The following is a 14,445-nucleotide window of genomic DNA, read 5'->3' as shown; positions in this document are numbered from 1 at the left end:
GATGCCGCGTTCCCCCGCCGCGGTCAGCCCTTGGTCGACCCGGCCATGAGCCCGCGCACGAAGTAGCGCTGCAGGCTGAAGAACACGATGAGCGGAACGATGATCGAGATGAACGCGGCGGCCGGGAGCCTGTGCAGGTTGCGACCGTAGTTCCCCGAAAGTTCTGCGAGGCGCTGGGTCAGGGGTGCGACATCCACCCCACCGCCCGAGAAGACGAGCGCGACGAGCAGGTCGTTCCACACCCACAGGAACTGGAAGATCGCGAAGCTCGCGAGGGCCGGCATCGCGAGCGGCAGCACGATGCGGAAGAAGGTCTGGAAGTGGTTGGCGCCGTCGACCCGAGCCGCCTCGATGACATCGCCGGGGATCTCCGAGATGAAGTTGTGCAGCAGGAAGATCGCGAGGGGCAGGCCGAAGATCGTGTGGGCGATCCACACGGCGGGGAAGGTGCCGCTGATGCCGAGCGCGCCCGAGAAGATCTGCAGCAGCGGGATGAGCGCCATCTGCAGCGGCACGATCTGCAGCGCGAAGACGCCGATGAAGATCGCTGCGCTGAAACGAAACTTGATCCACGCGAAGGCATAGGCGGCGAGCGATGCGAGCACGAGGGGGAACAGCGTGGCCGGTACCGCGACGACGATCGAGTTGATGAAGTACGAGGAGAGGTTCGCCGATGATGCGCCCTGGGCTGTCAGCACCTCGGCGTAGTTGTCGAAGGTGAAGCCCCAGTTCTGGAAGATCGTCCACCAGCCGGAGCCCTTGATCTGGTCAGCGGGGCGGAAGGAGGTGATGAAGAGTCCGGCCGTGGGGATCGTCCAGATGACCGCGATGATGATCGCGCCCGCCGTCGCCCACTTGGAGGTGAGCACCTTCTTGGCGCGGTCGGCCTTGCCGTCGGGGCGCTGACGGCGGCGCTTCGAGCTGAAGGGAGTGTCAAGTGTGGCCTCGGCCCGCGCCGTGGCGTCGGTGGCGCTCATCGGATCTCCCTCTGCTTTCGCATGACTCGCACGTTGTACATGATGATCGGCAGCACCATGATGAAGAGCACGACGGCCAGGGCGGCGCCCTGGCCCCATTCGGCCCGGTTGAAGGCCTGCGTGTACATCTCGTTCGCGACGACGCTCGTGCCGTAGTTGCCGCCCGTCATGGTGCGCACGATGTCGAAGACCTTGAGTGTCGCGATCGTGATGGTCGTCACGACGACCACGAGGGTGCTTCGGATGCCCGGCACCGTGACGTTCCAGAACTGCTGCCAGGCGTTTGCCCCGTCGAGCCGGGACGCCTCGATGATCTCGGTCGGCACCGCCTTGATGGCCGCCGACAACAGCACCATCGCGAAACCGGTCTGGATCCAGATCATGACGATGATGAGGAAGAAGGTGTTCCAGGGCGACTCGATGAGGAACTGCCTCGGTTCGCCGCCGAACCAGACGATGATCTGGTTGAGGAGGCCGATCTGCTCATAGCCCTCGGCGCGGTACTCGTAGATGAAGCGCCAGATGATGCCGGCCCCGACGAAGGAGATCGCCATGGGGAGGAAGACAAGGGACTTGAGCACCTTCTCGCCCGCCGACTTGTCGATGAAGACGGCGTAGGCGAGACCGATGGTCGTCGAGAGCGCCGGCACGAGGAGCACCCAGATGATGGTGTTGAGCAGCACTTGGAGGATCTCGTCCTGCGTGAACATCCAGACGAAGTTCTGGAAGCCGATCCACTCGCCCTGGCGGTTGGTGAACGCGAGGTAGACGGTCTGGATCGCCGGGTAGACGAGGCCGACGAGGAGCAGCAGGAGCGCGGGGGCCACGAACGCCGTGAGTTGCACGACGTCGCGCATCTTCTTGGGCGTGCGGTCGGCAAAGAACAGCACGAGGCCGATGACGGCGGCGAACGCGGCGAGCCCGATGAAGAGCACGCCGAACTTCTCGATCGTCGCCCCCCAGAAGTCTCCGCGTCGCGCTGCGGGCAGCACGTGCTGCACCGCCTCAGCGACCTGTGCGACCACCGGACCTACGCCCATGGTGCGCTCCTCATCTCTTCAGTGCCGCGTCGATGCCCGCGCGGATTGGATGTCGTTTCGGGAGGCCGTCGGCCCGCAGACCGGTGTCTGCGAGCCGACGGCCGTGATGACGTGCCGCCTAGCGCGGGTAGCTGGCGTCGATACGGGACGTGACCGACGAGGTGCTGTCGCCACCGACCCAGTCAACGATTCCCGTCCAGAACGAGCTCGTTCCGACAGCGGCGGGCATCAGGTCGGAGCCGTCGAAGCGGAAGACGGTGTCTTCGCCCTGCAGGATCTCCATCGACTGCGCACCGATCTCGCTGCCGGCGACCGAGGGGTCGACGCCGTTGTTGGCGCTGATCACGCCACCGAGACCGACGCGGATGTTTGCCCAGGTGTCGCTCGAGAGGTACTGCTGCACAGCATCCGTCTCTTCGCTGTCAGTGAAGGCAGCGACGAACTCGCCACCACCCGTGACCGAGTCGCCAGCGTCAGCGTCGACCTTGGGGGTGATGAAGGCCCAGACGTCACCGTCTTCTGCGACCTCGACGTCCTCGCCCCACTGAGCCTCGTAGAACGAGGCCTGGTGGTGGAGCGAGCAGTTGCCGTCGAGGATCGCAAGGCCTGCGTCCTGGAAGGTCGTCGAGTTGATCGACTCGACGCCGCCGAAACCACCGTTGACGAAGTCGGGGTTGAGGAGGATCTCACCGGCGGCATCGAATGCCTCCTGGATCTCCGGCGAGGAGAAGGGCAGCTCGCCCGCGACCCACTGGTCGTAGGCCTCCGGGCCGTGCATGCGCAACACGAGGTCCTCGATCCAGTCGGTGCCCGGCCAACCGGTCGCGTCACCGGAACCGAAGCCGACACACCAGGGGCGGTAGGTCTGCGAGTCGTTGTTGTCGGCCATCTCCTCGGTGAGGGCGACGAGGTCGTCCCACGTCTCGGGAACCTCGTATCCGTTCTCCTCGAAGTCCGCCGGGGAGTACCAGATGTAGCCCTTGACGCTCGCCATGAGCGGCGCGGCGTAGAAGGTGCCATCGACCGAGCCGTAGCCCTTCCAGGACTCCGACCAGAACTCGTCGACGTTCGCCTCAACCTCGGCGGATGCCGGCACGACCGCACCGTCACCGATGAGGCGCTGCAGCAGACCCGGCTGCGGAACAATCATGATGTCGGGCGCGTCACCCGCAGCGACGCGCACGTTGATCTGCGTCTCAGCCTCCTGTGTGCCGACGTAGTCGATCGTGATGCCGGTGCACTCCTCGAAGTCCGCCCAGGACTCGACAAGCTGGTCGGCCTCGACGTCGATGATGGTCGCATAGACCTCGACCGACGCGTTGTCGAAGGTGCCGTACTGCTCGTAGTCGGAGCAGTCGGCGTCTCCGCCGCCGTCCCCTCCGCCACCACCCGTACAGCCGGCGAGAACCAGTCCGGCCGCGCCGGCCAGTGCCACGGCAGTGAGTCCGCGGCGTCGATGTGCTGTGTGCATTCGAATCCTCCTCGTTGAGGTCGCTCGCGCCTTGCAGTGCGGCACGCGCAGACCGCTGCGCCCCCGGTCCGGGAGCGCTCTCGATGTTGACCGTACGTCAGGGAACAGTCCTTGTGCAAGCGTTTGCGCTCGATGCGACCGAGCCGTTACCGCTGCAGGGCGACACGCCGGTTACGAGGGAAATTCGCCAATACATTGCGCACCCCCCTTTTGGGTGGCAGTATTTGAGACGCGTCTCGCCTACCCCGATATGCCGGCATCCCCCATGCCGCGAGCGTGACGCGATTACCCCGAATAGGAACGACCATGAAACCCGAATTCATGCGACTCCGGCGTGCCCTTGCACTTGCCCTCGCAACTCTCCTGTCCGCAGCTGGCCTCGCCCTTCTTTCCCCGGCGGGGGCAGCTCTTGCCCATCACAACACCGTGTCGGTGTCTGCTGCCTGTGTCGACAACACCTGGACCATCACCTGGAAGATCACGAACTCGGAGCGATACAAGAGCGAGACGATCATCAAGTCCAACCAGGCGATCGTGCCCGTCGGCACGAAGATCGGCGCCGCCGAGACCTTCGTCGCCACAGAGACGGTAGAGGGGCCGACCTATAAGACCCTCACGGTCGTCGGCCACTGGCCGAAGGGCAAGGTCACCGACAAGCCGCGATCCGCGACGATCACGCCCAATGACTTCCGGGGAACGTGTGCACAGCCGCCCGTTTACCCGCCGGTCGACCCCCCGGTCGACCCGCAGCCGCCAGTGACGCCCCCTGTCACGCCCGAGATCGCGCTGAGCGCGCAGCCCTGTGTCTATGCGGGCACCTCGACGACGGATGTCACGGCCTCCGTGAGCGGCCTCCCGAACGGTGCCAGCTACACCATCCGCCTCTTCTCCGGCCCCACCGTTGTTGACTCGGCAACGGGCACCGCCGGCCCCGGCACGGTGACGGCGACCTTCACGGGTCTCGCACCCGGCGACTACCGCGCCGAGGTCGAGGCCACGGGCAGCAGCTCGGCAACGTCCTCGACCGTCACGGCCGTCGACTGCGCGCCCCAGGCCCCGCCGATCGATCCCGAGGAGCCGCTCCCGCCGGTCTCGACCCCGCGCCTCGTCATCACGCCCGTCGACTGCTCGAGCGACGTGACGACCCCCACGGTGTCGGTCTCCGTCACGGGCCTCGACGCCGCGGAGGAGTATGAGGTCGTGCTGCTCGACGAGGCTGGCGCATCCGTCGCCAGTCAGGTCGTCACGGGCGTCTCGAATGACGAGGTCATCTTCCAGGGCCTCGAGGCTCCCGCCAGCTACGCGGCCGTGCTGCAGCTGCAGCCGGGCGGTTCGGTCGTCGGCGAGACAGTCGATCTCGCCAACGTCGTGCCCTGCATTGCGGAGACGGTGACCCTGCCGACCCTGCCGCTGCCCGAGGCCACGCCCAGCCAGCAGCTGCCGACCCTCCCCGTGACCGGTCCCGGTGAGTTTGCCGCACTCGCAGCATTCGCGGCCCTGCTCCTGACCGCTGGCGGATTCGTCGTGACGACGCGCCTGCGCCGTCGCGCCGCGCTCGCGCAGGACGCCTAAACCGCAGGCATGAAAGAAGCCCCCGGTCGAATGACCGGGGGCTTCTTCACGCAGCCTGCGCGGGAATCCCGCGCGTGCGACTACTTGAGCTCGACGGTGGCGCCAGCCTCTTCGAGCTGAGCCTTTGCCTTCTCGGCGGTCTCCTTGTTGACGCCCTCAAGGACGTTCGCGGGAGCACCGTCGACGACGGCCTTGGCCTCGCCGAGGCCGAGGCTCGTGAGGGCACGGACCTCCTTGATGACCTGGATCTTCTTGTCACCAGCAGCCGTGAGGACGACGTCGAAGGAGTCCTTCTCCTCGGCCTCTTCGGCGGCTGCGCCGCCACCGGCGGCACCGGCCGCGGCAACCGCGACGGGGGCAGCAGCCGTGACCTCGAAGACCTCTTCAAACTTCTTGACGAAGTCGCTGAGCTCGATGAGCGTGAGCTCCTTGAACGCCTCGATCAGCTCGTCGCTGGAAAGCTTTGCCATTGTTTTTCTCCTTGTGTGTACTTCTGAATGCCGTTTCGCCAGGACCCGTGAGGGTGACTAGCTCGCGGACTCCTGCTTGTCGCGCAGAGCGTCGACGGTGCGAACCGCCTGCGCGAGCGGCGCGTTGAACATGTAGGCGGCACCGAACAGCGAAGCCTTGAAGGCGCCGGCAAGCTTGCCAAGCAGCACCTCCCGCGACTCGAGTTCGGCCAGCTTGGTGACCTCGGCGGCGGTCAGCGGGTTACCGTCGAAGTAACCCCCCTTGATGACCAGCTGAGGGTTTGCCTTGGAGAAGTCGCGCAGACCCTTTGCGACGGCGACAGGGTCACCGTGCACGAAGGCGATGGCAGACGGACCGGCGAGCTCGTCGTCGAACGACGAGATGCCTGCCTCGTTGGCTGCAATCTTGGTCAGCGTGTTCTTCACCACGGCGTAAGACGCGTCTTCACGGATGGAGGTGCGCAGCTCCTTGAGCTGTGCCACCGTGAGGCCGCGGTACTCGGTGAGCAGTACGGCGGTCGAGTTACGGAACAGTTCCGTAAGCTCGGCGACCGAAGCTTCCTTGTTCGCCATGTGGCTCCTCAATTTCGTTGATGCGTTGCGGTGCGATGTGCACCGCACCAGACCTCCGGGTCGAGACCCGACCCCGCTCACGAAAAAAGCCCCGGCGCAAGCGCACGGAGCTGGAGAATCCAGAAGAGTTCCGGATGTCAAACTTCACACACCTGCGCGGGCACCTGCTCGAGAGCAAGACTTCGATCGTCACGCACGTGTGAACACGCGCACGCCGATAACCAGCGGTCTTTGGCTTCGACAAGAATATGCCACGCGCCCCACTGTGGCAAATGCGCACCCGGCCGCCAAACACCGTCAGGCGTTGGCGGATGCCCTGACTCGCGCCGAGCGCAGGAGCAGGCCTGCCGCAGCGGCGAAGGCGACGAGCAGCAGCACGGCGGGGACGGGCGTCACGCCCGCATCCGGTTCGTCCTGGCTCGGCCGCTCGAGTACCGGTGGCATGGCGTCGACCGACACGGAGCCGGAGACCCCCGTCGTCCCCGTCACGATGGGGGTCGCTGTGTCGTCGGCGAGCACGAACCAGGAGCCGGTGGGCTGGTCGCGCACGAGCACCCCGCCCTCGGGGAGCGACTGCACCGCGGTCGCGAAGGCCGAGCCGGGATAGAACTCCGCGAGCTCGGCGTGACCCGAGCCCGGGTTGATCCACACGAGGGCGGCGCCGACGACCAGCCCGCGCACAAGCACGGGGGCGAGCCACTCGTTCGCGACCTCGGCTGGCGGTTCGGTCTCAGCCCCCGCCACGAACTCGGCCGTCCATGCGCGCAGTCGCACGACCGTGCCCACGCGGGCCGACTCGTCGAAGTCGATTCCGGATGTCGCATCCTCGCCCGGCGCATACAGCTCCGTGAGGCGGGGCAGCAGGCGGTGTTCGAAGTAGTGGGCGACCTGGTCGGGCATCCGCTCGTCCGACTCGAGGGCATACGTGGCCTGACTCGTGGACACGACAAGACCACTCGCGACGGCGAGCAGGAGGAGTGCGCAGACAAGTCGGGTGAGTCGGCGCCATGGTGCCATGACCACAAACGGTCCTTCGTGTTTCGGGTGCGGCAATTGTCGCAGCCGAAACCCTCACACGGCGGGCAGGCGCACCGTGAACGTCGTGGAGTCCTCAGAACTTCGCACCGAGACGTGCCCGCCGTGACCCTCCACGACGGCGCGCACGATGGCGAGACCGAGGCCGGTGCTGCCGGCCGTCCGTGAACGCGAGCCGTCGCCGCGTGCGAAGCGCTCGAAGAGACGGGGCAGGAGCTCGGGAGGGATGCCGGGCCCATTGTCGGAGACCGTGAGCACGACGGCGTCGTCATCGACCGCGAGGCGGGCCACGACCTCGGTGCCCGCGGGCGTGTGCACACGGGCGTTCGCCAGGAGGTTCGCGACGACCTGGCGCAGGCGGCTGTCGTCCCCCGACACCGTGATGGGTTCGTCGGGCATCTCGAGCGCCCATTCGTGGTCGCTCGCCGTCACGGCCGCGTCGCCAACGGCATCCGCGAGCAGGCGGGAGAGGTCGACCGGCCGGCGCTCGAGGTCGCGACCCTCGTCGAGTCGGGCGAGCAGCAGCAGGTCCTCCACGAGGGAGGTCATGCGCACCGCCTCTGACTCGACCCTGCCAAGCGAATGGACGACGTCGTGCGGCAGCTCGTGCCCGCTGCGCCGTGTCAGTTCCGCATAGCCGCGGATCGACGCGAGCGGGGTGCGGAGTTCGTGGCTCGCATCGGCCACGAAGCGCCGCACCTTGTTCTCGCTCTCCTGCCGGGCCGTGAATGCCGCGGCGACGTGGTCAAGCATCCGGTTGAACGCAGCACCGACGCGGCCGACCTCCGTCTGCGGGTCGGCGTCGGCGAGCGCGACCCGCTCGACGAGGTCCACGTCGCCGCGGTCGAGGGGCAGGTCGGCCACGGCGGATGCGGTCGCGGCAACCCGTTCGAGCGGACGAAGGGCGAACCGCACGACAGTCCGGCCCGCGATCGCCGCCGCCGTGAGGGCGAACAGGGCGACCAGCACGATCACGGCGACCAGTTGGCCGACCGTCTGGTTGACATCGGCGAGGGGCAGTGCCGTGACGACGACGACACCGGCCGCGAACTCGTCACCCGAGGCGCGGTAGTCGCCCAGGTCACCGCCCAGATTCACCGTGACCGGCTCGCCCGTCGCGGGCACCTCCAGGAGTGCTTCGGATGCCTCGGCGTCGAGGAATCGGATGCGACCGTGTTCCGTCACGATGCCGGCCCGCGCCGAGTCCCCCACGACCACGCCCGTGACCGTGAGCGGCCCCTGCACCCCGAAGCGGAGCGTCGTGAAGCCGCTGCCCGGCTGCTCCGGCACGGGGGCGTCGCCCAGCTGCCCGCTCGCGGCGAGCTGCGTGCGGCCCGTCGCGGAGGCGAGTTGCGCATCCACACGGTCGAGCAGGAATCCGCGCAGGGCGAGCACACTCACGGTGCCGATGATGATGCTCGCCGCGGCGAGGAGCGCGACGATGCCGAGGATGAGGCGTCGTCGCAGCGTCCAGCCACCCGGCGTGGTCACTCGGGTGCCTTGATCATGTAGCCGACGCCGCGCACCGTATGGATCATCGGCTTCTCGCCCGCGTCGATCTTCTTGCGAAGGTAGGAGATGTAGATCTCGACGATGCTGGCGCGACCCCCGAAGTCGTAGCTCCAGACGCGGTCGAGAATCTGCGCCTTGCTCATGACGGTGCGCGGGTTGCGCATGAGATAGCGCAGGAGCTCGAACTCCGTGGCCGTCAGGTCGATCGCGCGGTCTCCGCGGTGCACTTCATAACTGAGCTCGTTGAGCGTGAGGTCACCGACGCGCACGATGGGGTCGGCCGCACTCGGGACGAGACGGGCCGAGCGACGGATGAGCCCACGAAGCCTCGCGATGACCTCCTCGAGGCTGAACGGCTTGGTGACATAGTCATCCCCGCCCGCCGTGAGGCCGGCGATGCGCTCGTCGAGGGCATCCTTCGCCGTCAGGAACAGGATGGGCACGTCGTTGCCGCCCGCGCGGGCCCGCCGCAGCACCTCGAGGCCGTCGATGTCGGGCAGCATGATGTCGAGCACGACCACGTCGGGGTCGAACTCGCGGATCAACTTGACCGCCGACTGGCCGTCGCCCGCCGAGCGCACATCCCAGCCCTCATAGCGCAGCGCCATCGTCACGAGCTCGGCAAGGGTGGCCTCGTCGTCGACGACGACCGCCCGCACGGGCGAACCGTCGGCATGGGTGAGGGGCGCAGCAGCATCTGGCATAGACACCATCTTGCCCAGCAGCCTATGCATTGCCTATGAGGCGGCTGGGAGCGCGGCGAAGCGACCCGCCGCCCCACGGGAACCGCTCGCCGCATCGATCGGCGAGAATGGTCAGGTGACGATCGCCCAACCCATGCTCCCCCTCTGGGACGAGCCGCCGACGCGACCCGATCACACCTCACGCATCCTGGCCCGGTCATCCGACCGCATCGCCTGGCTCCGCGCCCGCAGCCGCGGCATCACGGCAACGGATGTCGCGAAGCTCGCGACCGAGCGATCGGTGCAGGCCGTCGTCGACGAGAAGTGGCACGGCAGCCGCTTCTCGGGCAACGCCTTCACGGACCACGGTCGCCGGCGGGAACCCGAGATCGCCGCCTGGGTGCAGCAGCACTTCGGCATCGCGCCGAGCGACGCGCTCTTCCACGCCGCTGCCAATCGTCTGCACCTCGCGACGCCAGATGGCATCGCCGCGAAGTCCGGTGTCGTCGAGCTCGCGGAGATCAAGACGACGAGCTCGCCGTGGCGCTCGATCCCCCGCAGCTACCTGCGCCAGGTGTGGTGGCAGCAGTACGTGCTCGGCGCCGAGCGCACCCTCCTCGTCTGGGAACAGCACAGCGAGTTCGTTCCCGTCGACGCCGAACCGCAGCACCGCTGGATCGACCGCGACGAGAACGAGATCCACATCCTCGTGCAGCTCGCCGACCGCGTCGTCGCCGCCCTCGCCGAGCGAAGCCGGGGCTGACCGTGGCCGTGCTGCTGCTCCACGGGCTCGGCACGAGCGCCGCACACCTGCTCAAGCAGCTCGGGCCCGCACTGCCTGAGGGCGCAGAGGTCGTCGCACCCGACATCCGCGCGCACGGCGAATCGACGCTCATCGGCGACGCCGCTGACTACTCCTTCGCCGCGCTCACGGCAGAGGTCGCCGACGCCGTGCGCGCCTCCGCGACGTCGGAGGCGCTCTCGATCGTCGGGGTGTCGATGGGGGCGGCGCTCGGCCTCCGCCTCGCACTCACGGGCGAGTTCGAGATCGACCGACTCGTGTTCATCCGCCCCTCCTTCACCGATCGGCCGCTCCCCCACAACCTGCGGGCCTTCCCCGTCATGGGCGAACTGCTCATGCGGCACGGCGCCGCCGCGGCCGAGCAGCGCTTCAAGGCCTCGAGCCTCTACCACTCCATGACCCTCGTGACGCATGCGGGTGCGAACGCCGCCCTGCAGCAGTTCCGGGCCCCGGATGCCGCAGCTCGCGCCATCCGCCTCGTCGAAGTCCCGCGCAACCGGGCCTTCCGCGACGTCAAGGAACTCGCGACCCTGGATGCGCCGGCAACGATCATCGCGGCACCCCGCGACCCCGTGCATCCGGTCTCCATTGCGGAGCAGTGGCACGCGGGCATCCGCGGTTCGACGCTCACCATGCTGCCCGCCCGCGACGACGGAATGGCCGCGCACCTGGCCGCGCTGCGGGCGGCGGTCAGCTCCGCACTCGCCTGAACGGCCCGGCACCGGCGCGCTGCGCCACCAGCAGCCCCGCGAGCATGAGTGCGCCGCCGAGCAGTTCCGCCGTGTTGGGAACCTCCCCGAGCAACAACCACGCCGCAACGATGCCGACGACGGGCACGAGCAGGATCCACGGGACGACCGACGCCGCCGGTTGCCGCGACAATAGCGAGTTGAAGATGCCGTAGGCGACGAGGCTCGCGATGACGGCCGTGTAGAGGGTCGCGAGGATGGCCTCGATGCCGAGCCCTGACAGCGCCGTCGCGACCTCCTGTGGTCCCTCGATCAGGAGCGAGAGCGCGAAGAGCGGCACGGGCACGACCACCGCCGACCACACCGTCAACGACAAACCGCCCTTGGCGCCGGATGCCCGCGAGATGACATTGCCGACACCCCACGAGAGGGCCGCACCAATGCAGAGCAGGAACGCGAGGAGCGGCACCTGCGCGTCACGCCCGAACGCCACGACGGCGAGCCCGAGCGAACCGATCAGCGCGCCCGCGAGCTGGGCCGGCCGCGGAATCTCGCGGAGCGCCCCCGCGGCGATGAGCATCGTGAAGACCACCTGCGCCTGCAGCACGAGCGCGGCGAGGCCCGGCGGCATCCCCAGGTGCATCGAGGAGTAGAGCAGGGCGAACTGGCCGAGCGACATGAACAGCCCCACCCCGACGATGAAACGCCAGGGCACGTGGGGCCGCCGCACGAAGAAGATCGCGGGCAGCAGCACCACCACGAAGCGGATGGCGACGAACAGCAGGGGCGGCACGTCCTCCATGCCCCAGTCGATGACGACGAAGTTGAGACCCAAGATGAGCGCGACGAGCGCTGCAAGGAGGCGATCGCGGGGCTTCACCAGCCCATCCTGCCGCACGCGAGCGCCCACGGCGCACACATACAAGAAGGGGGCCCGCCGAAGCGGACCCCCTTCTCAAAGAGACAGATGTCAGATCGCGTTGACGTCCACGGGGATGCCGGGGCCGAACGTGGTCGTGACCGTGGCCTTGGTGATGTAGCGGCCCTTTGCCGAGCTCGGCTTGAGGCGCACAACCTCGTCGAGGGCGGAGCGCAGGTTCTCCTGCAGCTTCTCGGTGTCGAACGACGCCTTGCCCACGATGAAGTGCACATTGGCGTGCTTGTCGACGCGGAACTCGATCTTGCCGCCCTTGATCTCGGTGACAGCCTTCGCCGTGTCGGGCGTGACCGTGCCGGTCTTGGGGTTCGGCATGAGGCCACGGGGTCCGAGGACCTTACCGAGGCGACCGACCTTACCCATGAACTCGGGGGTCGAGACGGCCGAGTCGAAGTCAGTCCATCCGCCTGCCACGCGCTCGATGAGCTCGTCGCCACCGACCTCGTCGGCGCCAGCGGCGATGGCCGCCTCAGCCGCGGGGCCCGTCGCGAAGACGACCACGCGGGCCGTCTTGCCGGTGCCGTGGGGCAGGTTCACGGTGCCACGAACCATCTGGTCGGCCTTACGCGGGTCGACGTTGAGTTTGAGCGCGACCTCAACGGTCGAGTCGAACTTCTTCGAGCCGGTCTCGCGGGCAAGGGCGACGGCGTCGGCCGGCGCGTAGAACTTGCCCTCTTCGATCTTCTCTGCTGCGGCCCGGTAGGCCTTGGACTTGGTTGCCATGCTTGTTCTCCTAGGAATGAGTTCGTGGGTAGCGAGCCAGGCGGGCTCTTCCACTGCGGCGACCGTGGTCGCCAAAAGACTGGGGTGACTTACGCGTCGATCGTGATGCCCATCGAGCGCGCGGTGCCCTCGATGATCTTCGATGCGGCGTCGATGTCGTTCGCGTTGAGGTCAGCCATCTTCTGCTCGGCGATCGCACGAACCTGGTCCTTGCTGAGCTTGCCCACCTTGGAGGTGTGGGGCGTGCCCGAACCCTTGCCAACGCCAGCAGCCTTCTTGATGAGCTCGGCGGCGGGCGGAGTCTTCAGGATGAACGTGAACGAGCGGTCCTCGTACACCGTGATCTCGACGGGGATGACGTTGCCGCGCTGCGACTCCGTCGCGGCGTTGTACGCCTTGCAGAACTCCATGATGTTGACGCCGTGCTGACCGAGCGCCGGGCCGATGGGCGGGGCGGGGTTGGCGGCGCCGGCCTGGATCTGCAGCTTGATCAGACCCGTGACCTTCTTCTTCGGTGCCATTGTTTCCTTCTTTCGTGTTCGAGCATCCGTGAACCGGATGTTCTTCCGCCTGCTCGGCCTATCCGAGCCGCGGTGGACTGTGGAGTGTTAGAGCTTGGTGACCTGGTCGAAGCTGAGCTCGACGGGGGTCTCGCGCTCGAAGAGCGACACGAGCACCGTGAGCTTGCCGCTCTCGGGCTTGATCTCGCTGATCGAACCGGGCAGGCCCGCGAACGAGCCCTCCTTGATCGTGATGGTCTCGCCGATCTCGAAGTCGACCTCCTGCGGGATGCTGCGCTGCACGGCCTTGCCGCCCTTCGCACCAGCCTTCGCGGGGGCCTCGACGACCTGCACGAGGCTCTTCAACATGTTGAAGGCTTCCTCGAAGCGCAGCGGCGTCGGGTTGTGGGCGTTGCCCACGAAGCCCGTCACGCCGGGGGTGTGGCGAACGACCGACCAGCTGTCCTCGTTGAGGTCCATGCGCACGAGCACGTAGCTGGGGATGCGCACGCGAGTGACGAGCTTGCGCTGGCCGTTCTTGATCTCGACTACGTCTTCCATCGGCACCTCGACCTGGAAGATGTAGTCCTCCATGGTCATCGACACGCGACGGTTCTCGATGTTCTGCTTGACGCGCTTCTCGAAGCCCGCGTAGGAGTGCACGACGTACCACTTGCCCGGGAGGGAGCGCAGCTCGGCACGGAACTCCTCGTAGGGGTCGACCTCGGCCTCTTCAGCTTCTTCGGTCTCTTCAGCGGCGTCGGCGGGAGCCTCGTCGGCTGCAGCCTCGTCGCCGGGGGTCTCGTTCTCGGCGGCAGGGGCCTGCGCGTCGAGCGCGGCCTCGAGGGCCGACGCGGCGTCGGACTCGTCGACAGCGAACTCCCTCATGGAGGAGTGCTCGATCTCGTCGCGTTCTGTGTCAGACACTGATTCTCATTCCGTTGTTCTCAGGCGATCCGGCAGCACGTGCCGGCGAGGAGGGCGATGGCGTCAGCCGACGGGTCCGTTGCCGAAGACATACGCGACGACGAATCCGAAGAGGAAGTCGAGGCCGGAGACGAGCGCCATCATGATGACGACGAAGACCAGCACGACAGCCGTGTAGCTGATGAGCTCCTTGCGGGTCGGGGTGACGACCTTCTTGAGCTCCGCGATCACCTGGCGCAGGAACAGCGCAAGGCGACCGAACGGGCCGCGACGGGTCGCGCGCTCCGCCTTGGCGCTGGCGACGACATCCTCACTCGGGTCGTCGGTCACGTTTCTCGCCACAGCTGATTACCTTCCGGACATGGACCGAACGACCATCGGGCCGTCGGCAGGTGCCTGCCAGCGCACACATGTGCACTGGTCACGCTGCAGGGCGGACAGGACTCGAACCTGCAACCTGCGGTTTTGGAGACCGCTGCTCTACCAATTGAGCCACCGCCCTTCGGTGTGTGAACACACCAAGCTCTCCTGCGG

The 14,445-nt window shown here is 67.3% G+C and carries 16 protein-coding genes and 1 tRNA gene; 3 read left to right on the top strand and 14 right to left on the bottom strand.

All coding sequences use genetic code 11. From position 1 onward, the window contains the following. Positions 1 to 23 precede the first annotated feature (23 nt). The 3 genes from ACIQK7_RS07975 to ACIQK7_RS07965 all read right to left on the bottom strand — a co-directional run bounded on the left by ACIQK7_RS07975 (position 24) and on the right by ACIQK7_RS07965 (position 3,488). Positions 24 to 977, bottom strand: coding sequence for a carbohydrate ABC transporter permease (locus tag ACIQK7_RS07975; RefSeq protein WP_403023036.1), 954 nt, complete (start codon positions 975 to 977; stop codon positions 24 to 26). Then, positions 974 to 2,017 (bottom strand): carbohydrate ABC transporter permease, encoded by a 1,044-nt coding sequence (locus ACIQK7_RS07970; RefSeq protein ID WP_403023033.1) that lies wholly within the window; start codon positions 2,015 to 2,017, stop codon positions 974 to 976. Before ACIQK7_RS07970 ends, ACIQK7_RS07975 begins: the two co-directional genes overlap by 4 nt. Before the next feature lie 118 nt (positions 2,018 to 2,135). Beyond that, positions 2,136 to 3,488 (bottom strand): ABC transporter substrate-binding protein, encoded by a 1,353-nt coding sequence (locus tag ACIQK7_RS07965; protein WP_403023030.1) that lies wholly within the window; start codon positions 3,486 to 3,488, stop codon positions 2,136 to 2,138. Positions 3,489 to 3,920: 432 nt separating this feature from the next. On the opposite strand from ACIQK7_RS07965, the gene ACIQK7_RS07960 reads away from it, so the two are divergent. After that, positions 3,921 to 5,060, top strand: coding sequence for a hypothetical protein (locus ACIQK7_RS07960; protein WP_403023027.1), 1,140 nt, complete (start codon positions 3,921 to 3,923; stop codon positions 5,058 to 5,060). A gap of 80 nt (positions 5,061 to 5,140) precedes the next feature. Here ACIQK7_RS07960 and rplL read toward each other — a convergent pair whose 3' ends face one another. The 5 genes from rplL to ACIQK7_RS07935 form a co-directional block, all read right to left on the bottom strand. After that, a complete protein-coding gene (rplL, locus tag ACIQK7_RS07955; RefSeq protein ID WP_403023024.1) occupies positions 5,141 to 5,530 on the bottom strand; it encodes a 50S ribosomal protein L7/L12 in 390 nt (129 codons plus the stop codon). Positions 5,531 to 5,587: 57 nt separating this feature from the next. Continuing rightward, entirely contained in the window at positions 5,588 to 6,103 is a 516-nt protein-coding gene (gene rplJ / locus ACIQK7_RS07950; protein WP_403023021.1) for a 50S ribosomal protein L10, read from the bottom strand. Positions 6,104 to 6,400: 297 nt separating this feature from the next. Beyond that, positions 6,401 to 7,120: a hypothetical protein gene (locus ACIQK7_RS07945; RefSeq protein WP_403023018.1), complete on the bottom strand. Its 720-nt coding sequence runs from the start codon at positions 7,118 to 7,120 to the stop codon at positions 6,401 to 6,403. Positions 7,121 to 7,174: 54 nt separating this feature from the next. Further along, positions 7,175 to 8,629 (bottom strand): ATP-binding protein, encoded by a 1,455-nt coding sequence (locus tag ACIQK7_RS07940; RefSeq protein ID WP_403023015.1) that lies wholly within the window; start codon positions 8,627 to 8,629, stop codon positions 7,175 to 7,177. Continuing rightward, positions 8,626 to 9,354, bottom strand: a complete 729-nt coding sequence (locus tag ACIQK7_RS07935) for a response regulator transcription factor (RefSeq protein WP_403023013.1) — start codon at positions 9,352 to 9,354, stop codon at positions 8,626 to 8,628. Before ACIQK7_RS07935 ends, ACIQK7_RS07940 begins: the two co-directional genes overlap by 4 nt. A 133-nt stretch (positions 9,355 to 9,487) precedes the next feature. On the opposite strand from ACIQK7_RS07935, the gene ACIQK7_RS07930 reads away from it, so the two are divergent. Both ACIQK7_RS07930 and ACIQK7_RS07925 read left to right on the top strand, forming a co-directional pair. Then, positions 9,488 to 10,096 (top strand): YqaJ viral recombinase family protein, encoded by a 609-nt coding sequence (locus ACIQK7_RS07930; protein WP_403024009.1) that lies wholly within the window; start codon positions 9,488 to 9,490, stop codon positions 10,094 to 10,096. Positions 10,097 to 10,098: 2 nt separating this feature from the next. Beyond that, entirely contained in the window at positions 10,099 to 10,845 is a 747-nt protein-coding gene (locus ACIQK7_RS07925; RefSeq protein ID WP_403023010.1) for an alpha/beta fold hydrolase, read from the top strand. Here the strand turns inward: ACIQK7_RS07925 and ACIQK7_RS07920 are convergent. The 6 genes from ACIQK7_RS07920 to ACIQK7_RS07895 form a co-directional block, all read right to left on the bottom strand. Further along, on the bottom strand, positions 10,826 to 11,704 hold the full coding sequence (locus ACIQK7_RS07920) for an EamA family transporter (RefSeq protein ID WP_403023007.1): 879 nt from the start codon (positions 11,702 to 11,704) through the stop codon (positions 10,826 to 10,828). The genes ACIQK7_RS07925 and ACIQK7_RS07920 overlap by 20 nt on opposite strands. 90 nt (positions 11,705 to 11,794) lie before the next feature. Continuing rightward, positions 11,795 to 12,484 carry a 50S ribosomal protein L1 gene (rplA, locus tag ACIQK7_RS07915; RefSeq protein ID WP_325210745.1) on the bottom strand — a complete coding sequence of 230 codons (690 nt, stop codon included), beginning with the start codon at positions 12,482 to 12,484 and terminating at the stop codon, positions 11,795 to 11,797. Between the two features lie 89 nt (positions 12,485 to 12,573). After that, positions 12,574 to 13,005 (bottom strand): 50S ribosomal protein L11, encoded by a 432-nt coding sequence (gene rplK, locus ACIQK7_RS07910; protein WP_325210746.1) that lies wholly within the window; start codon positions 13,003 to 13,005, stop codon positions 12,574 to 12,576. Positions 13,006 to 13,092: 87 nt separating this feature from the next. Then, positions 13,093 to 13,872 (bottom strand): transcription termination/antitermination protein NusG, encoded by a 780-nt coding sequence (gene nusG / locus ACIQK7_RS07905; protein ID WP_325210779.1) that lies wholly within the window; start codon positions 13,870 to 13,872, stop codon positions 13,093 to 13,095. Between the two features lie 102 nt (positions 13,873 to 13,974). Continuing rightward, positions 13,975 to 14,253, bottom strand: coding sequence for a preprotein translocase subunit SecE (secE, locus tag ACIQK7_RS07900; RefSeq protein ID WP_403023003.1), 279 nt, complete (start codon positions 14,251 to 14,253; stop codon positions 13,975 to 13,977). A gap of 87 nt (positions 14,254 to 14,340) precedes the next feature. After that, positions 14,341 to 14,413, bottom strand: a tRNA-Trp gene (locus ACIQK7_RS07895). Positions 14,414 to 14,445: the final 32 nt, after the last annotated feature.

Source organism: Salinibacterium sp. GXW1014, assembly GCF_044769865.1.
In the GTDB taxonomy this organism is placed as follows: domain Bacteria; phylum Actinomycetota; class Actinomycetes; order Actinomycetales; family Microbacteriaceae; genus Homoserinimonas.
Note: the sequence above shows the minus strand (reverse complement) of the source record. Positions and strands in the feature narration are given on the sequence as shown.